Annotated in this window: 19 protein-coding genes and 1 riboswitch; of the genes, 5 read left to right on the top strand and 14 right to left on the bottom strand. The window is 31.7% G+C overall.

The genetic code is table 11. The features are described 5' to 3' along the window. Positions 1-25: 25 nt before the first annotated feature. The 5 genes from ACWJJT_RS01645 to ACWJJT_RS01625 all read right to left on the bottom strand — a co-directional run bounded on the left by ACWJJT_RS01645 (position 26) and on the right by ACWJJT_RS01625 (position 3,453). Entirely contained in the window at positions 26-781 is a 756-nt protein-coding gene (locus ACWJJT_RS01645) for an ABC transporter ATP-binding protein (RefSeq protein WP_462955807.1), read from the bottom strand. Then, positions 762-1,766 (bottom strand): ABC transporter substrate-binding protein, encoded by a 1,005-nt coding sequence (locus ACWJJT_RS01640; RefSeq protein ID WP_462955806.1) that lies wholly within the window; start codon positions 1,764-1,766, stop codon positions 762-764. Before ACWJJT_RS01640 ends, ACWJJT_RS01645 begins: the two co-directional genes overlap by 20 nt. Positions 1,767-1,805: 39 nt before the next feature. Continuing rightward, positions 1,806-2,582, bottom strand: coding sequence for an ABC transporter permease (locus ACWJJT_RS01635; RefSeq protein WP_462955805.1), 777 nt, complete (start codon positions 2,580-2,582; stop codon positions 1,806-1,808). Then, positions 2,554-2,844, bottom strand: a complete 291-nt coding sequence (locus ACWJJT_RS01630) for a thiamine-binding protein (RefSeq protein ID WP_462955804.1) — start codon at positions 2,842-2,844, stop codon at positions 2,554-2,556. Before ACWJJT_RS01630 ends, ACWJJT_RS01635 begins: the two co-directional genes overlap by 29 nt. A gap of 112 nt (positions 2,845-2,956) precedes the next feature. Beyond that, positions 2,957-3,066, bottom strand: a riboswitch (TPP riboswitch). Positions 3,067-3,153: 87 nt separating this feature from the next. Further along, positions 3,154-3,453: a hypothetical protein gene (locus ACWJJT_RS01625; RefSeq protein WP_462955803.1), complete on the bottom strand. Its 300-nt coding sequence runs from the start codon at positions 3,451-3,453 to the stop codon at positions 3,154-3,156. Between the two features lie 134 nt (positions 3,454-3,587). Between ACWJJT_RS01625 and ACWJJT_RS01620 the strand changes: the two genes are divergently transcribed. The 3 genes from ACWJJT_RS01620 to ACWJJT_RS01610 all read left to right on the top strand — a co-directional run bounded on the left by ACWJJT_RS01620 (position 3,588) and on the right by ACWJJT_RS01610 (position 5,253). Beyond that, positions 3,588-3,725: a hypothetical protein gene (locus tag ACWJJT_RS01620; protein WP_462955802.1), complete on the top strand. Its 138-nt coding sequence runs from the start codon at positions 3,588-3,590 to the stop codon at positions 3,723-3,725. Between the two features lie 2 nt (positions 3,726-3,727). Then, positions 3,728-4,180: a patatin-like phospholipase family protein gene (locus tag ACWJJT_RS01615; RefSeq protein WP_462955801.1), complete on the top strand. Its 453-nt coding sequence runs from the start codon at positions 3,728-3,730 to the stop codon at positions 4,178-4,180. A 212-nt stretch (positions 4,181-4,392) separates the two neighbouring features. Next, positions 4,393-5,253: an SDR family oxidoreductase gene (locus tag ACWJJT_RS01610; protein ID WP_462955800.1), complete on the top strand. Its 861-nt coding sequence runs from the start codon at positions 4,393-4,395 to the stop codon at positions 5,251-5,253. A 162-nt stretch (positions 5,254-5,415) separates the two neighbouring features. On the opposite strand, the gene argH is transcribed toward ACWJJT_RS01610, so the two are convergent. The 7 genes from argH to ACWJJT_RS01575 all read right to left on the bottom strand — a co-directional run bounded on the left by argH (position 5,416) and on the right by ACWJJT_RS01575 (position 14,964). Beyond that, positions 5,416-6,729 carry an argininosuccinate lyase gene (gene argH / locus ACWJJT_RS01605; RefSeq protein ID WP_462956724.1) on the bottom strand — a complete coding sequence of 438 codons (1,314 nt, stop codon included), beginning with the start codon at positions 6,727-6,729 and terminating at the stop codon, positions 5,416-5,418. A 29-nt stretch (positions 6,730-6,758) separates the two neighbouring features. Beyond that, positions 6,759-7,973 carry an argininosuccinate synthase gene (locus tag ACWJJT_RS01600; RefSeq protein WP_462955799.1) on the bottom strand — a complete coding sequence of 405 codons (1,215 nt, stop codon included), beginning with the start codon at positions 7,971-7,973 and terminating at the stop codon, positions 6,759-6,761. A gap of 123 nt (positions 7,974-8,096) precedes the next feature. Then, a complete protein-coding gene (locus ACWJJT_RS01595; protein WP_462955798.1) occupies positions 8,097-8,828 on the bottom strand; it encodes an amino acid ABC transporter ATP-binding protein in 732 nt (243 codons plus the stop codon). A 15-nt stretch (positions 8,829-8,843) separates the two neighbouring features. Continuing rightward, the gene (locus ACWJJT_RS01590; RefSeq protein ID WP_462953918.1) at positions 8,844-9,491 is read right to left on the bottom strand and encodes an amino acid ABC transporter permease; all 648 of its coding nucleotides are present in this window, start codon (positions 9,489-9,491) and stop codon (positions 8,844-8,846) included. Positions 9,492-9,505: 14 nt separating this feature from the next. After that, entirely contained in the window at positions 9,506-10,297 is a 792-nt protein-coding gene (locus ACWJJT_RS01585) for an ABC transporter substrate-binding protein (protein ID WP_462955797.1), read from the bottom strand. A gap of 312 nt (positions 10,298-10,609) precedes the next feature. Then, positions 10,610-13,816 (bottom strand): carbamoyl-phosphate synthase large subunit, encoded by a 3,207-nt coding sequence (gene carB / locus ACWJJT_RS01580; protein ID WP_462955796.1) that lies wholly within the window; start codon positions 13,814-13,816, stop codon positions 10,610-10,612. 101 nt (positions 13,817-13,917) lie between these two features. After that, a complete protein-coding gene (locus ACWJJT_RS01575; protein WP_462955795.1) occupies positions 13,918-14,964 on the bottom strand; it encodes a carbamoyl phosphate synthase small subunit in 1,047 nt (348 codons plus the stop codon). A 726-nt stretch (positions 14,965-15,690) separates the two neighbouring features. Here ACWJJT_RS01575 and ACWJJT_RS01570 point away from each other — a divergent pair. Then, complete coding sequence (locus ACWJJT_RS01570) at positions 15,691-16,572, top strand: FUSC family protein (protein ID WP_462955794.1); 882 nt, start codon at positions 15,691-15,693, stop codon at positions 16,570-16,572. Positions 16,573-16,675: 103 nt separating this feature from the next. On the opposite strand, the gene ACWJJT_RS01565 is transcribed toward ACWJJT_RS01570, so the two are convergent. After that, positions 16,676-17,533 carry a DegV family protein gene (locus ACWJJT_RS01565; RefSeq protein WP_462955793.1) on the bottom strand — a complete coding sequence of 286 codons (858 nt, stop codon included), beginning with the start codon at positions 17,531-17,533 and terminating at the stop codon, positions 16,676-16,678. Between the two features lie 334 nt (positions 17,534-17,867). On the opposite strand from ACWJJT_RS01565, the gene ACWJJT_RS01560 reads away from it, so the two are divergent. Then, the gene (locus ACWJJT_RS01560; RefSeq protein WP_462955792.1) at positions 17,868-18,713 is read left to right on the top strand and encodes a hypothetical protein; all 846 of its coding nucleotides are present in this window, start codon (positions 17,868-17,870) and stop codon (positions 18,711-18,713) included. 35 nt (positions 18,714-18,748) lie between these two features. On the opposite strand, the gene yfcE is transcribed toward ACWJJT_RS01560, so the two are convergent. Beyond that, positions 18,749-19,291, bottom strand: coding sequence for a phosphodiesterase (gene yfcE / locus ACWJJT_RS01555; RefSeq protein WP_462956723.1), 543 nt, complete (start codon positions 19,289-19,291; stop codon positions 18,749-18,751). Positions 19,292-19,308: the final 17 nt, after the last annotated feature.

Genomic DNA, 19,308 nt, shown 5'->3' with positions numbered 1-19,308 from the left:
AATGCTTTTAAGCTGGGTGTTCCATTTATATTGTCTGTAAAATGATTTTCTTTATTTCATTAAATTTTTCTGATGTAACAATATCCTTATTTCTGTTTTTAGGTAAATCAACGATTATTTCTTTTTTTATAGTTGCCGGTTTATCTGATAATACATATATTCTATCAGATAAGAATACGGCTTCTTCAATATCATGAGTTATAAATATTATGGTAACTTTTAGCTCTTTAATTACGTCTATTAGCCAATAGTGCATCTTTGCCCTAGTAATTGCATCAAGTGCACCAAAAGGCTCATCTAACAGCATAATATCAGATGATGACATATATGTTCTAAGCAATGCAGCTCTCTGCCTCATACCTCCTGAAAGTTGAAAAGGATATTTATATTCGAAGCCTTCAAGCCCAAATGTTTTAAAATGACTAAGCGCCTGAGCCCTTGCCTCTTTTTTAGATTTTCCTTTTATAATAAGAGACAGTGTAGTGTTATCCACAATGTTTTTCCATGGAAGTAGCAAGTCCTTTTGATGCATATAACTTACTTTTTCAAATCTATCGCAGCATTTTTCTCCGTCAAATATAATTTCACCCGCATCTTTACGCAAAAGGCCTGATATAATATTAAAAATTGTACTTTTACCACTGCCACTTGGTCCTAGTAAACTTATAAACTCATTCTCTCTTGCATAAAAAGAAACATCATTTATTATATTCATACTTCCAAAAGTTTTTTTAATATTTTCTACTCTTAATTTTTCATTACTAGTTTGGTAAGTACTCATTAGTAAATGCCTCACTCGCCTTCATATCTTTTCCTATAAGCTTTTTATCTAAAAGAAATTTGGTGTAATTATTCCAAACCGATTCTTTCATTACGCCCCATTTTTCAGCTTCAGCTTTATATTGATCCTTTAAATATTTTTGACTTGCGACGGCAAGAGCTTCATCTGTCTCCGGTGCATTTTTCAGTAAAACCTTAGCACTTTCCTCAGGTTTCTCCATGCTGTATTCATATCCTTTTGTAACTGCTTTTAAAAATTTCTTTGCCATTTCGGGATCCGCTTTTAATTTGTTCTCATTGGCTATAATTACCGGAGTATAATAATCTAAATCTTTATTTAATTTTCCAATATCAATATAGTCAATAGGAATATTTTTAAGCTTCGCTTCTATTCCTGTCCATCCATAAAATACCCATTCAATATCAATATTTTTCTTAGTTACAGCAAAGAAATCCTCTGATCCTGCATCTACCATCTTTAGTTTTGAAAAATCCGCATTATCTTTTTCCATAACCGCCTTTAAAATTGCATTTTCAGAAGGCGACCCCCATCCGCCATAGGTTTTTCCTTCAAAATCCTTAGGAGATTTAATATTTTTTTCCTTAGGCGATGCAAACCCAGAAGTATTATGCTGAATAATAGTGGCTATAGCTTTTATTGGAAGTGGATCTTTAGCAGTTCTAGCATAAGTTACATCTTCTTGATAGCTTACGCCAAAATCTCCTTTGCCCGCTGCAATTAAACTTGCAGTACTTCCCTGCGCTGGTTGAATAATTTCCACGTCAAGTCCTTCTTCTTTAAAATATCCATTATCTTTCGATACATATAATCCAGTATGATTAGTGTTTGGTATCCAATCTAAAATAACAGTAACCTTTTTTAAAGTTTTTTCCTTCTTTACATCTTCTTTTTTTGCAGCACAACCCACAAATAAAACTGTAGTCATTGAAACTGTTAATAATAATGAAATTACTTTCTTTAGCATGATTTTACCTCCAAATAAAATAATATGTCCTATATAAATTTAGTCATTGTTATCTGCTTTATTTCTAGTCCAAGGAGTAAAAAAATATTGTATTAAGTATAAGAGTCCAAATAGTCCCATGCTTAATATTACAATAATTATAATTACTGCAAAAACTTTATCAAGTGCATATGAATTTTTAGCTCTAATCATATATACCCCAAGACCCTTATCCCCTCCAAGCCATTCTCCAATAACTGCCCCCATAATGCTATAGGTTGCCGCTATTCTAAGGCCCGAAAAAAAATTTACAGTAGAGGATGGCAGCTTCACCATGGTGAAAATTTGAAACTTACTAGCTCCCATAGTCTTTAAAAGGTTTACCATATCCGCGTCTACTGATTCTAATCCGTCAATCAAACTAACAACTATAGGGAAAAAGCACACTAACACTACTACAATAATCTTAGGTAATATTCCAAAACCAAACCATATTATGAAAAGTGGTGCTAGAGCAATAATTGGAACGGTTTGAGATACTACTAAAATTGGATATATGCATTTTTTAATGATTTTCACATTATCCATTAAGATGGCTAAAATTAACGCAATCAAAATTGATATTGCGAATCCAATCAAGGCTTCATATAAAGTCGCATAAATATGCTTAGTAATGCTTGGAACTATATTCACCAAGGTACTAATAATATCTTTTGGCGAAGGCAATATGTATTGCGGAACCTTCCATTTTTCTACAGCTATCTGCCATATAAAAAGAATTATTAATTGAAAAACTATAGGAATAAGTTTATTTTCTATACTTATATGTTTTTTCATTCATAGTCACGCCTTCAGCTTTATAATCGATTTTCACTATAGAAACAACCCTACTTGCTCCATGAACTACACAAATTTCCTGGGCCTTTTTTACTATATCTAAAAGCTCATCCATTTCACCTTCCATAGTGGTTTCCATTGGTCCTACCTCATATTTTACTCCACTAGATTGAATATATTCTATAACCTTATCTACTACTTGGTAAATTTTTTCTTCCGCAACCACTGGTATAACTTGAAGACTCACATTTACAACTGACATTTCAATTCCCCCTTAGAATATTGTTAAAGTAAAATAAACCCTTTGCTCATTTTTAAGCGAAGGGTTCTATAATCAAATAACTTTGCACCATTTATATATTCTTATTTTAACCTAAATGCAAATTATATTTTCCCTCCGCTGGCATTATCCAATTCAGGTTATAAGGGTCGAAACTTAACTGTTTCCTCTCAGACAAAAATATTGACTCCCCTAGTTTTTAATATTAAATTACTTTACACGTATATACTACCTAAAAATTCTTATAATGTCAAACCATAAAAAACGCATCTTTTATTCAGTGCGTTTTTCTTAACAATCCATATTATCTTCAAACTTTTTAATATATTCCTTTAGTTCATCTATCTGTTTTTGTAAATCCTTGTTATCGCCCTTAGAATTACTGTTTCCATTATCTCCAGATTGATTGCCATCCTGCGATTCAAGATTTTGAGACTGAGCTGCAATTATCAAAATACTTTGGGCCAAACCCGTTAAAAAATTACCTATTACATTTTGTTGATTAACATTAAGTTTTCCAGCAATTATAACCCCTATTACTGTTGCTAATGTGGCTAATTGACAAGGCGTGAATTCTTCTAACTTTTTCATACATTGCCTCTTTTATAAAATGGTTGTAATATATTATATTCTTTTAACAAAAAAAAGTGTAACTAATATTATTTTTTAAATATATGACATGAAGATATTTTTATTCATATATTACTCATAAAGGGGTGGTATATATGAATATATACAACAATAAAAGATTTGCAGATATTGTGTTTGAAGGTGGCGGAGTTAAGGGCATCGGTCTTGTAGGTGCCTTAAAAACATTTGAGGATAATGGATATCAATGGAAAAACATTTCAGGAAAACAATAAGAATGAGTATATCTATCCCCTATTTTTTCCACCCTGTAAACTTATATAATATAAAGACTAATAAAAAGTCTCTCATTCTTGATGGTGGTGTTTTAAGCAATTACCCAGTTTGGATTTTTGATGTGAATGGTGTTCCTCTCTGGCCAACCATCGGTTTTAAACTCGGAGGGAACAAAGAAATACGAGAACATAAAATCACAAATATCTTAAATTTTACTAGCTCAATTATTGAGACTATGTTAGAAGCACAAGATGGTATTCATATAAGAGAAATGGATTTCTTGCGTACTGTAAAAATCGATACCCTTGATATTAAAACCACAGATTTTAATATTGGGAATAAAAAAATTATGGAGTTATATAATTCTGGCGAAGTTTGCGCAAAAGAATTTCTTAAAAATTGGGAAGATAATTATAAAAAGCATAGAATCTTTAGAAGTAATTCCTTTAAATAATAATCGTTGCTAAAACCACTAAATCTTTTTATTCATATATACACCACCTTACATTTATTTATTGAATAATACTAAGAATTTAAAAGTGCGCTAAGCTTAATAATAATTATTATTGTTTTTAAGCTTAGGCATTTTTTTCTTAGTCCATAAATTTAGCCACAGTTCAAATTATGTGATATTATAATTATGAAGAAAAAAACGAGGTGAGTTCAATGAAAAAAGTATTATTAACCGGCTCTAATGGTTTCTTAGCATCAAGATATTACACATATTATAAAGATAAATACGAAATAATCCCATTAGGACATGCAGAGTTAGATATAACAGACGAGAGTAAAGCCTTAGAAATTATACAGAAATTCAAACCTGATTACGTGATTCATACCGCTGCTATTGCTGATACAGGTTTGTGTGAACGAAACCCAGAACTATCTTATGAAATAAATGTAAAAGGTTCAATTAACATTGCTAAAGCCTGTAGTTTAACAAAATCTAAATTAATATATTTAAGTTCTGAACAAATTTTTAACGGCAATATCGAATCAGGACCATATAATGAAAATCACACCCCAACTCCAAATACCATTTATGGGAAACATAAACTTGAAGCTGAAAACGAATTAAAAGGAATTATTGATGAACTATGGATTTTAAGACTTACTTGGTTATTTGGATTTCCAGAAAAAAACTGCAGGGTAAATTCTAATATACTATGGAATGTTGTATCTGCTATTTTAAATGATAAAAAAATGAAATTACCCTCAAATGAATTTAGAGGAATGACCTATGTTTATGATATAATAGCAAATTTTGATAAGATTTTTACTCTTCCATACGGAACTTATCACACTGGAAGCGAAAATAACTTAAGCACTTATGATATAGCTTTGCTCATATTAAAAGAAATTGGCTTAAATCATAAAGTAGGTAATTATTTAGAAAAAGATACCGAAAAATACAAAGAACATCCAAGGGACTTACGAATAAGTAATAGTAAATTGAAGCATTATGATATTGTTATGCCTAAAACTGAAGATGGCATTAAAAAGTGCCTTATAGATTTCAACTATTAATTATCTACTAAAGTAGCTTTATCTACTAAAGTAGCTTTATCTACTATAGTAGCTTTATCTACTATAGTAGCTTTATCTACTAAAAAGCACGTAACAGGTGGGGATTTACCTGTTACGTGCCTTATATTTAAAGGGTGTATTCTGCCACCTCTAAGGCGGCCTTTACATTTCTTTTTTTATACCGCGGCTTAAAGTCTTTTCATATTCTATAAATTCATACACATCATTTTGAAATAAATCGCTAAAACTTTTAAGTTCTTCTAAACTTAAATCTTCTATAGCCTTATGTTTTTTTTCACAATTTATAACTATAGCGCCTATAACTCCATGAGCATCTCTAAAGGCTGCCCCCTTGCTTACAAGATAATCTGCAGCTTCCGTAGCATTTAGAAAACCTCTTTTAACTGCGTTATACATATTATCTTTTTTGATTTTTAAAGTACTTAACATTTCATTCATAACCTTTAAGCATTTTAAAACTGTGTCAACTGCATCAAAGAAAGGTTCTTTATCTTCTTGCATATCTTTATTATAGGCAAGTGGTATTCCTTTCATAGTGGTAAGCAGACTCATTAAATCTCCATATACTCTTCCAGTTTTCCCTCTTATTAATTCTGCTGCATCTGGATTTCTTTTCTGTGGCATTATACTACTGCCTGTGGAGAATTCATCGCTAATTTCAATGAAATTAAATTCTTTAGTACTCCATAAAATGAACTCCTCACTTAATCTACTAAGATGCATCATTATTATAGAAAAACCGGATAAAAGTTCTAATAAATAATCTCTATCACTTACTCCATCCATAAAATTATCTGTAGGTTTTTTAAACCCTAGTTCGCTTGTTGTAAACTTCCTGTCTGTATCATATGTTGTTCCCGCCAGTGCACAGCATCCAAGAGGATTTTCATCCATAATCTCTGTAGCGCTTATAATCCTTTTCTTATCGCGACTTAACATATTAAAGTACGCCATAATGTGCTGTTTAAATGTTACTACCTGCGCTCTTTGCATATGTGTATACCCTGGCATTATAACCGCATTATCATTCCCAACTTTTTCAATAGTGCTTAAAATAACATCTAAATTATCAATAACATCCAATGCTTTGTATTTTGAATATAATCTCATATCTACTGCAACCTGATCATTTCGGCTCCTAGCTGTATGGAGTTTTTTACCTACATCCCCTACAAGTTTTGTAAGCTGTATTTCCATAAAACTGTGAATATCTTCATAATCACCTTCAATTTTAAGTTTGCCTTCTTGAATATCCGAAAGAATAGAATTCAGACCATTAACTATAGTCACACTTTCCTCATTTGTTAAAATACTACATTTAGCAAGCATTTTAACATGGGCTATGCTACCCATAATATCTTCATAATATAATCTTTTATCAAAGCTTAGAGAACTATTAAAGTCCTCCATAAGCTTGCTTTCTTTTTCCTTAAATCTTCCACCCCAAAGTTTCATATATATCACCCGCTCTTCCTTCGTAAATTTTATAATTTTTCATAGCTATTGTTTAAATTTTTATATGCTTTAATTTTGCTTGGCAATGAAAATAAGTTTATAAATCCTTCTGCATCCTTATGATCATATAAATCACTTGCTCCAAACGAAGATATACCCGCGTCATAAAGAGCATTAGGTGATTCTTTACCTGCTGACATGATGTTTCCCTTATAAAGTTTTAGTTTAACCGTCCCTGTTACTGTTTCTTGAGTCTTATCCACAAATGCATCAAGGGCTTCTCTCATAGCGCTAAACCAAAGTCCATTATATACTAATTCCCCATATTTTTGTGATACTAAGTATTTAAAGTGGAGTGTATCCTTGTCTAAAGTTATTTCCTCTAGTTCTTTGTGTGCTGCATAAAGTACAGTACCACCAGGAGTCTCATATATTCCTCTTGATTTCATCCCCACAAGTCTATTCTCGACTATATCTATAACTCCAATTCCATTTTCTCCACCAATTTTATTTAATGTTGAAACAATATCAATTGGCTCAAGTTCAATTCCGTCAATTTTGGTCGCAATTCCCTTTTCAAAATATATCTCTACATAAGTAGGTTCATCTTTAGCTTTTTCTGGAGGTGTAACCATAAGATACATATCTCTTTTATGCTCATTATTTAATTCTTCAATATCTCCGCCTTCATGACTTGCATGCCACAAGTTCTGATCTACTGAATAGATTTTTTCCTTGGTAACTGATATTTCTATGCCTCTATCATTAGCATAATCTATAGCATCTTCTCTTGATTTTATATCCCAAATTCTCCAAGGAGCAATAACCTTTATAGAAGGATCAATGGCTGTTATCCCAACTTCAAATCTAACTTGATCATTTCCTTTCCCAGTACATCCGTGACATATATATTTTGCCCCTTCTTTATGAGCGATTTCAACAAGCTTTTTAGCTATTAATGGTCTTGCAAATGCTGTACCCAATAAATATGTTCCTTCATATGCAGCATTTGCTTTAACTCCTTTAAATACGTAATCTTTTATGAATTCAGCTGTTACATTCTCAATATATATTTTTTGCGCGCCTGAACTTATAGCCTTTTTCTCAATTGCCTTCATATCATCTTCTTGACCAATATTAATGCAAGCTGCTACAACGTCCATATCATAGTTTTCCTTAATCCAAGTTATTATTATAGAGGTATCTAATCCTCCTGAATACGCTAAAACTACTTTTTCTTTCATTTTAATATCCCCCTTCGATTTTGTTCTTTTATGTTTTAATATATTTTATATTTTAATAATTTTTGCTAAATAATTATATTTATTAATTTGAAACTGAATATTAGTTATTACATAGGTGCTACTCTAAAGTATATTATTTAAAAATTCCTTAGTTCGTTGCTCTTTAGGATTATTAAAAATTTCTTTTGGTGTTCCCTCTTCTACTATTTTTCCTCCATCCATGAAAATCACCCTATCTGCCACTTCCTGAGCAAACCCCATTTCATGAGTTACGACAACCATAGTCATTCCTTCTTTTGCAAGGCCCTTCATTACTCCTAACACCTCTCCAACAAGCTCCGGATCTAAAGATGATGTAGGTTCATCAAAGAGTATTATGTCAGGTCTCATAGCTAAAGCTCTCGCTATAGCCACTCTCTGTTTTTGTCCTCCCGATAACTTCGACGGATAATCATCTACTTTTTCTCTAAGACCTACCTTCTCTATAATTCCCTCCGCTCTCTTTAATACTTCTTCTCTATTTTCATTCTTAACGGTAATTGGAGCCTCTATAACATTTTGTAGTACAGTCATATGATGGAACAAATTAAAGTTTTGGAATACCATTCCTACTTTTTCAATGTTGTTTCTCATATGCTTTTTATTTTTAACATCCAGCTTTTCTCCTTCAATGAAAACTTCTCCCATATTAGGCTGCTCAAGATGATTTAAACACCTTAAAAATGTGCTTTTTCCTGAACCAGAAGGTCCTATTATAACTAGCACTTCTCCTTTTTTAACTGTTACATTTAAATTTTCAAATACTGTTAACGAGCCAAATTTTTTAGTTAAATTTTTAGTTTCTATCATATACATTTCTTCTCACCTCTATTAATATACTGACAGTTTTTTTTCATAATGCGAAAAAACTGTAGTGAAAATTGTTGTCATTAAAAGATACAAACATCCTGCTATAAAAAAAGCTTCCATTGGTCTAAAAGTTGATGCAGATAAAATCTGTGCTTTTCTCATAACTTCCGACATAGTAATAGTTGACACTAAAGATGTATCCTTAAGCATTGTTATAAACTCATTACCAACTGACGGGATAATTATTTTAAATGTTTGAGGTAGTATTACTCTTTTCATAGTATCCAAATAAGTAAACCCTAATGACTTGCAAGCTTCAAACTGTCCTTTGTCTACTGAAAGTATTCCACCTCTTATTATTTCTGCCATGTAAGCCCCTGAATTCAAACTAAGTCCTATTATTGCAGTTAGGAAGGGAGAAAGCTGAACACCTAAAAATGGCAACACATAATAAAAAGCAATTAATTGAAGAAGCATAGGTGTCCCTCTAAATATCCATGTATAAAATCCCGCTACACCAACCATCAGTTTGTTTTTTGATAATTTAAGTAATGCTGTAACTATCCCTATTAAAGTTCCAAATACCACCGATATTATAGTTAATTCTATAGTCAATATACTTCCTTTTAATAACACAGGAAACATTTCTTTTAAAACATTTATATCCATTCTTATCCCCCTAGCTATTTCTTATATACGTCAAATCCGAACCATTTCATCGAAAGCTTAGAAAGAGTTCCATCAGCTTTTAGTTCATTAAGTGCCTTTTGCACCGCTGCTTTTAATTCTTTATCCTCTTTCTTAAATCCAATTCCCATAGGTTCTTCACTAATTTTTTCTGTTAAGACCTCATATTGACCCGGCTTTTTTGCTACATAATATCCACCAACTTGAGCATCCATAACTACCGCATCTACTCTTCCAATTGACAATTCCTGAAAAGCTTCTGTTATTTTGTCATATTTTTTAACTTCTTTTAACCCTGTCATTACAGAAGCTGCAGCGTCTCCTGTAGATCCCAGCTGACAAGCCACTATTTTACCTTTTAAATCTGCTATGCTTTTTATTTTTGTATTCCCCTGTTTTATAGCCGCAACCTGACCACCCATTACATAAGTGTCTGAAAAATCTATACTCTTTTTTCTTTCATCTGTAATACTCATAGCTGAGAGTATAATATTAAATTTTGATGAGGAAAGCGCTAAAACCATTCCATTAAAGTCATTAGAAGTATATTCTGCTTTTACACCTAATTTTTTCGCTACTTCATTACCCAAATCTACATCAAAGCCTACTAAATTATTTTTAGAATCTCTAAACTCCATTGGTGGATAAGAATCATCTAATCCTATAGTTAATTTGCCCGCCGTCTTAACCGCTTCTAGCGAATTAAGTTTTTCCTGTTTTTGCCCACATCCCACAAGTAATACACCCGACATAGAAATCGTTAATATAATTGACATTATTTTTTTCATTTGTACCACTCCCCGTTATAATATACTATAATAGCTTTGTGAATATTTATACACTTTTTTATGCACAGTGTATCTTCTTACGTTTTTTTCTTCTTGGTATTTTATAGCTTCTGTTATTGATGTTGCTGGCTTGTTTTTATTTATTATATATGGTTTTTTATATTAATGCAATGCTTTTCTCTTATTAATTATTCATTTATTATAATATTTATACATAAAGCAAACCAAGATGAGGTTTAAAACTACCCTTAGCTTAATCATAAGCTAAGGGCAGTTTTAATTTATAATTCAATATTTTTTTAATAAAATCTACTAATCCGCAATATTAAATACCTCTAAATTTACACTCACAATATTTTTCTTCATAATCTCTACTAAAGCCTTCGCAGTATCTAATGAAGTAATAACAGCAATGTTATTTTCTATAGCTGTTCTTCTAATTCTAAACCCATCTGTTTTCAAATCATTTCCCTTAGTAGGTGTATTTATCACTAAGTCAACCTGCCTTTTCTTTATCACATCAATGATATTAGGGGCTCCATCCGTAATTTTTTTAACATCTAAGGCATCAATTCCATTATTTCTCAATAACTTAGCCGTACCTTTCGTCGCTATAAATTTATAATTCAATTCATTAAACACCTTTGCAATATGCAAAAATTCTTCGTAATCCTGCGGATTTATCGTTGCCAAGATAACTCCTTTTTCTTTTTCAACCTTCATTCCAGACGCTACAAACCCTTTATATAGAGCTTCTTCAAAATTTCTTCCTATTCCCAGCACCTCTCCTGTGGATCTCATTTCTGGCCCAAGGCATACCTCTACCTCCGGAAGTTTTTGAGTTGAAAATACCGGAACCTTAACTGACACCAACTCCGCCTCTTTATAAACTCCATTACCATACCCTAAATTTTTTAATTTTTCTCCTAACATTACTCTTGTGGCAAGCTCTACAATTGGTACTTTGCTAACCTTACTAATGTACGGAACCGTTCGGCTAGCTCTTGGATTAGCCTCTATTATATACAATTCACTTTTAAATTCTATAAATTGAATATTAATCATGCCTATCACTTCGAGTCCTATTGCTAACTTCTTAGTGTATTCTAATATCTTTTCTTTTATATCATATGATATATTTCGACTTGGATATATTGTAATACTGTCTCCAGAGTGAACTCCAGCTCTCTCTAAGTGTTCCATAATGCCCGGTATTAATATTTCCTCACCGTCACAAATAGCATCGACTTCTATTTCTCTACCCAATAAATACCTATCTATTAAAACAGGATTTTTATTATCTTTCTCAAATGCATTCTTTAAATAATGCTCCAGTTCTTTTTCCGAATAAGTTATTTCCATTCCTCGTCCACCTAATACATACGACGGCCTAACCAAAACCGGATAACCTATGCTTTCAGCCTCTTCTAATCCTTGTTTTAAATTCCAAACAGCTTTTCCCTTTGGTCTATTTATATTTAGCTCTTCCAAAAGTGCATCGAATTTTTCTCTATCCTCAGCTACGTCCATTTGCTCAGGCTTAGTTCCATATATAGGTATATTTTTTTCCTTTAAGAATTTAGCGAGTTTAATAGCAGTCTGACCTCCAAATTGAAGTATAACCCCATCAGGATTTTCTTTTTCAACAATATTAAATACCTCTTCTTCTGTTAATGGTTCAAAATATAATTTGTCCGAAATATTAAAGTCCGTACTTACTGTTTCCGGATTGTTATTTACTATTATAGTTTCAATCCCCAGCTTTCTAAGAGCAATTACACTATGAACAGATGCATAGTCAAACTCAATGCCCTGCCCTATCCTTATAGGCCCCGATCCTATTACCATAACCTTCTTTCTATCACTTATCTCTACCTCATCATATTCATCATAAGTCGAGTAGTAATATGGTGATAATGCTTCAAATTCCCCTCCGCATGTATCTACCATCTTATAGACAGGTTTGATATCCCATATATTTCTCAGTTCGTAAATTACATTGGGATTCACCTCTAATAAATCCGCAATGCCTTTATCTGAAAATCCCTTTTTCTTTAACAAAAGCAACCAATCTTTATTCATATCTTGCACTGACGTTTTTTTAATCTTTTCCTCTTCATCCACTATCCACTTAATTTTATTTACAAAGAATTTATCTATTCCTGTAATTTCCGAAACCTTTTCCACCATATAATCACGCCTAAGCATTTCAGCCAAATGAAATATCCTCTCATCATCAGGAGTCATCACTCTTTTCTTTAATTCGCTTAAACTTTTTCGCGCTAGGCAGTCGTATTGTAATGAATACTTTCCTATTTCTAAAGAGCGAATTCCTTTTAATAGTGCTGCCTCAAAATTGCTTCCAATTGACATTATTTCACCTGTAGCCATCATCTTCGTACCCAAAACCCTATTCGCACCCTCAAACTTATCAAAAGGCCATCTAGGAATTTTAACTACCACGTAGTCTAGCGAAGGTTCAAAACAGGCATAGGTTTTTTGCGTTACTGCATTTTTTATCTCATCTAGTGCATATCCTAGTGCTATTTTCGCCGCTACTTTGGCAATAGGATATCCTGTAGCCTTCGAAGCTAGCGCAGACGATCTACTCACCCTCGGATTAATTTCTATAACTGCGTACTCAAAGCTTTTGGGATCAAGCGCAAGTTGCACATTGCATCCGCCCTCTATTCCTACACTGTTTATAATATCAACAGATGCACTTCTAAGCATCTGGTATTCTCTATCAGAAAGAGTTTGGCTTGGCGCTACAACAATACTATCTCCAGTATGTACTCCTACAGGATCTACATTTTCCATATTACATATGGTGATGCAATTGCCATTTCCGTCCCTCATAACTTCATACTCTATTTCTTTCCACCCTTTAATACTCTTTTCTAAAAGAACTTGCCCTATAGAGCTTAACTGCAATCCCAGTTCTAGGATTTCAAGTAGTTGCTCCTCTGATTCTGCAATTCCACCCCCACTTCCTCCCATAGTATATGCCGGTCTTACAATTACGGGATATCCCATTTCACTCGCAAATCTTAGTCCTCCTGCTATATCTGTAGCAATCGCACTTTCCACTACCGGTTGATCAATTTCCTGCATAAGATTTCTAAAAAGTTCTCTATCTTCACCTTTTTTTATCGCTTCTATCGAGGTTCCAATTACTCTCACATTATATTTTTCTAAAATTCCATTATCAAATAGTTCAACCGCTAAATTAAGTCCCGTTTGCCCACCCATACCCGCAAGTAAACTGTCCGGCCTCTCCTTATCAATAACCTTCTCCAAAAATTCTATAGTTAAAGGTTCTATATAAACTTTATCAGCAACTTCTTTATCAGTCATTATAGTTGCCGGATTACTATTCACAAGTACAACCTCTACGCCTTCCTCTTTTAACGCTTGACAAGCTTGTGTTCCAGAATAATCAAATTCCGCTGCTTGCCCTATTATTATCGGCCCCGACCCAACTACTAATACTTTTTTAATGCTTTTATCTAATGGCATATGAATCCCCCTATATGTTATTTCTTCTTAAATTCTATTCACAATCCTAATTTCATTAGTTCTTAACTTTCCTTCTCAACTTTCAGTTTTAAATATCTATCCTATATCAGTGACAGAAATTTATCAAAAATAGCATCTATATCTTTAGGCCCCGGACAAGCCTCCGGATGGAACTGCACGCTAAGTATCGGTAGTTTCTTATGTCTCATTCCTTCTATCGTTCCGTCATTTACACTTACATGCGTAACCTCCATATCTTCCGGCAGTTCACTCACATAATATCCGTGATTTTGCGATGTAATATAAACTTTATTCTCTTCTACATCTTTAACTGGATGATTGCACCCTCTATGACCAAACTTAAGTTTTTCAGTTTTCCCGCCAAGGGCTAACGCTAAAAGTTGATGCCCTAGGCAAATTCCAACTACAGGTTTTTTACCTATAATCTCTCCCAACATCTTAATCACCTCTTGCAAATCCTCCGGGTCCCCAGGTCCATTCGATAAAAATACTAGATCAGGGTTAACCTTTAATATTTCTTCCAATTTAGCAAATGCAGGAAATATTGTTAATTTGCAATTTCTCGCAATAAACGAGCGAAGTATATTTTCCTTTATTCCAAAATCTATAATAGCCACATGTCGTCCTGCGCCCTCAATCGTGTAGCGCTCTTTCGTTGTAACTTTCATCACCGCATCGTTATTATTAAAACCGGAAAATTTTTGTTTTATTTCAATTTTAGTAAGTTCCTTTGCAGCAATAATACCTTTCATAGTCCCGTTATTTCTAAGTATTTTTGTTAACGCCCTTGTATCAATTCCTTCGAGTCCTGTTATTTTATTTTGTTTAAAGTATGCTTCCAAATCCATTTCGCATCTAAAGTTATTAGGATAATCACATTTTTCTCTAACAATGAACCCCTTCACCTTCGGATACTTCGACTCTACATCTTCCAAATTAATTCCATAATTCCCGATGAGCGGATACGTCATTGTCACTATTTGTCCATAATAAGATGGGTCCGTTAAAACTTCTTCATAACCAGTCATACCTGTATTAAAAACTACTTCCCCAACATTTTCTTCTAAATGCCCAAATATATCACCTTCAAATATTATTCCATTCTCTAAAATCAACTTACCCTTCATACTAAATCCTCCTTAGTAAACTAAAAACTTTCTCCAATTAATAAAAGACATTTATGAATAATTATTCATTTTTATGAATATTATATGTTTTTCTAATATATATGTTTTTAAATTTATTTTTAGCCATATTCCTTATATGTACAGGCTTAATTCTATTTATTATATATTGTTTTTTATAATAATGCAATGTTTTTTCTTATTTTATTATTCATTTAGCATAATATTTATGCACAATAAAAATCAAGTAATTTCCAAATTAATTGGTTTTGCTCATTTTTATTAAAAAAATCATTATGTTTTTCAATAAAATAAAGGATAACAGAGAGATCATTTAAATAATCTCTCCGTTATCCTTTATTAATATATTAATAGCATTTATTAACAAAATAGAAAATAAATCTATAGCATTATTCTGAATATTATTAATTGTGTTATATTTGATAGTATTAAATTCAAAATTGACAGAACAAAAAACACATGCCATAATTATCTATACTCCTTCCTAGTCTCACAGGACTAATTTAAAAGTGTACTTTACTTTTATTTGTAATTTTTATGTTTTATAATTTCTTTCTATTTTAATTTAAATTTTATTATTTGTCAATGTATAAATGTAATTTTAGTTTGCAAGTTTATTCATACTTTATAACTTATTCTATACATCTATCACTAATTCTAATTCACTAAACTATATCCACCCTACAGAATAAAACAGGAGGCAACAGTGTGCAAAAAATAGGAATGAGAAATATAAAGACTGCAATTTCAGTTTTTTTATGTATAATTATACTAAGAGCTTTTCATAATACATTTCCCTTTTATGCATGTATAGCTGCTGTAATAACAATGCAAAGTGCTGTACATGATTCCTTTACTGCTGGTAAAAACAGAATGATTGGTACTATTGTAGGTGCAATTTGGGGATTAATATTCACACTTATAAGTCCCAACAATATATTTCTTACCAGCATTGGAATAGTATTTGTAATTTATTCTTTGAATCTTCTTAATAGAAAAAAGTCTATTATAATTGCATGCGTAGTTTTTTTAGCAATAATGACGAATCTTAAACAAGGCACTCCTCTATTTTATAGTTTAAGTAGGGTTGAAGAAACTTTTATCGGTATTTTTGTATCAGTTTCAGTAAACTATCTTATATTCCATCGTAAATACTTAGATAACTTACATCGGGATGCAGAAAATCTAACCCATAATGTTTTTATAATTTCTAAAGAGATTATTAATTTCAATACAGATATTAATCTTTCTAGTTTAAACATCGAAATATCAAAATTGGAAAAATCATTAGACTCATACTTAAGTGAAATACAAAGTGAGAATGTTGAAAGCCACCATATACTTAAAATTAACAAAGTCATAGATACTTCTAAAACTGCTTATAATCACCTAGTTATACTAAAGTCTTTAACCTTTACGTCCTCTCATTCTAATTGTTATATCAACGAGAGTAACTGTATTAGAATAAATGAATTATTTAATGAAAATATGTTTAGTTACCCGTACATTAGTAATGATATAAATATAGTATTTAACTTTCACCTTCAAAATTTAATTGAAACTTTAACTATTTCAAAAAAAATATACTAAAAACCTACTTAAAAACATAACTTACTGAGTGTATTTCGTGTTTTATACAAATTATTTTATAAGCAAAGCCGTACTATATATACACAATACGGCTTTGCTTAATTTATAAATCTGTCTTTGTATAATACACAATACCTAATGCACCAGGTCCAACATGAGTTCCTATTACAGGTCCAATTGGAGCTATGTCTACTTTTTTCCCTATACATTCTTCGACTTTTTTTGCAAAAGCCAGTGCTCCTTTAACATCATTTATGTGATGAATCATTACCTCTCCAAGTCCATGTTTTGTTATGTCCTCCATGAATTTATCAATCATAGTTTGTATTGCACGTTTTTTAGTCCTTACTTTATTAAATAATCCTGTTTTTCCATCCACTACGGTAAGAATAGGTTTGATTTGAAAAATAGTACCTAACAGTGCACTTGCACCACCTATTCTGCCACCTTTTTTTAGATACTCTAAATTATCAGGAATAAACAGAAATCTACTTCTCTTTATATTGTTTTTTACTATATCAACTACTTCATTTATTGATTTTCCTTGTTGCGACGCAATCGCCGCTGTTAAGGCTGCAAATCCTAATTGCATGCAATTGGATCTAGAATCTATAATCTCAATTAGTGCATTTGGGTAGTTTTCAAGAATCATACTCTTTGCAAGGCATGCATTTGAATAAGTTCCACTCATGTCTGAAGAAAGGAAAACACCAACCACTTCATTATTATCTCTTACCTGATTTTCTATCATATTGTACATTTCCACAAGCGATGGTTGTGATGAAGTAGGAATACTTAAGTTCTTATCTAGTTTTTCGTAAAAACTTTCATTTTCAATAAGAATTTCTTTGAACTCCTTATTTTCAAAAATAACACTTAATGAAACTATAGAAATATTATATTTTTTCCTTAAATCCTCACTTATATATGAGGTACTATCGGTGACTATTTTTACCGCCATTATACATCCCTCACTTATTAATTTTAATTATATTATACTACAGTCTTGTTCTAAACAAAATCAATCTTTATATTACATTATAAACACAATAACTGTAATATATTTCACAAAATATTAAATTACTTTAAACTCCTACAAATAGCACTCAAATACCTCTTAATATGTTATAATTATAATATAAAAAGTAGGTGGTGTAAATAATTTAGTAAACTGTGTTAGTTGACATAAATTTTAAAAATTAAAGCTTTTATATAATCAATATAAACTAAAGGGAGGTGCTGCAAAAATATAGGTTAACCATTTAATTTCTACCTATATTGGCAAGCAGAAAAATATGAATAAAGAGGACCTAGTAAATAATGAAAATAATGAAAATAATGAAATTATAAATAATTTGTATTCAAACAAAAATATTTCAGAAAAACATGACTCTAAAACAGACTATAGTGAAGTCGCTAAGTTAAAAGATGATGAGGAAAGTGAAAAATACATAAAAGAAATGCATGAGTTAGCAGACAAAAACGAGTTTAAGAACAATGTGGTTGTTTTAGGACTTGGTATAGTTATAGTATCTATAATTATATTTTCTATCTTCATGAACACTTCATTCATGAAACCCAAAACAGATGTAGCTACCATTAAATCAGTCCAAAAAAATTCCAATGCTAGCCCATCTACTAAAGCTCCCGAAGTTACTGAAACTACTAAACCTGATGCCATTAAACCTACCGAAACTTCAACTAAGATTTATGAATATTTAAATATAGAAGCAAATAGATCATCTGTCCTAAAAAAAGCAATTACTTTAAATAGTGGAAATCAAAAGGGTGTTACTGTATGTCTCTTATCAGAGATTTTGAGAATTAATTCCATTGCTATCCCTGCGAAAACAACAACAGTAAAGGGATTAATGGAATCCTTAACTTCTATGGACTGGAAAAAGAATACTGACTTCACTAAATTAGAAAAAGGTGATATATGTTTCACTACAGATATGCCAGAAAGTCCTGGTACACCTTCCCATACATATGTATTTATGGGTTGGGTCAAAGAAGGTAAAACTGATTATGCCTATGTATGTGATGGTCAACTTGAAGTATTTGATAGTATACTTCATAAACGAAATCTATCTGTTACAACTACAACAAAGGATCAATTTAGCTTTTTTCTTAGAAAATAAAAATAATACCTCAGGGCAGCCTGAGGTATTATTTTTTATAATTTTATTTCTTTTATAACAGCTCCATCTAAATCTTTTATTTGAAATAAATCATCTTTGAGTATTGCATAAGAATTAGGGTTATTTTCCTTAGGTAAAGATACCGAGCCAGGATTTAACACATATATTTTTTTGTGTTTTTTAGCTACAGGGACATGCGTGTGTCCAAATACCAAAACATCATTTTCACTTAATTTAGGCAAATTATCCTCATTAAATATGTGCCCATGAGTCAAAAATAATCTTCTATTATTGCATAATATTACAGAATAATCAGACATCATAGGATACTCAATAATCATTTGATCCACCTCACTATCACAATTCCCTCTAACAGCTATTATTTTATCTTTATATTCGTTTAATAGACTAGCTACTGATTGTGGATTGTAATCCTTTGGCAATTGATTTCTTGGGCCATGATATAACACATCTCCTAAAAGCACTATATAACCTGCTCCCTCTTCTTTATATCGCTCTATAGCCTTTTTAAGATAGTATAAAGAACCATGGATATCGGAAATAAAAAATATCTTCATCATAACTTAGCTCCTTT

This window comes from Clostridium sp. CM041, from assembly GCF_055081035.1.
Note: the sequence above shows the minus strand (reverse complement) of the source record. Positions and strands in the feature narration are given on the sequence as shown.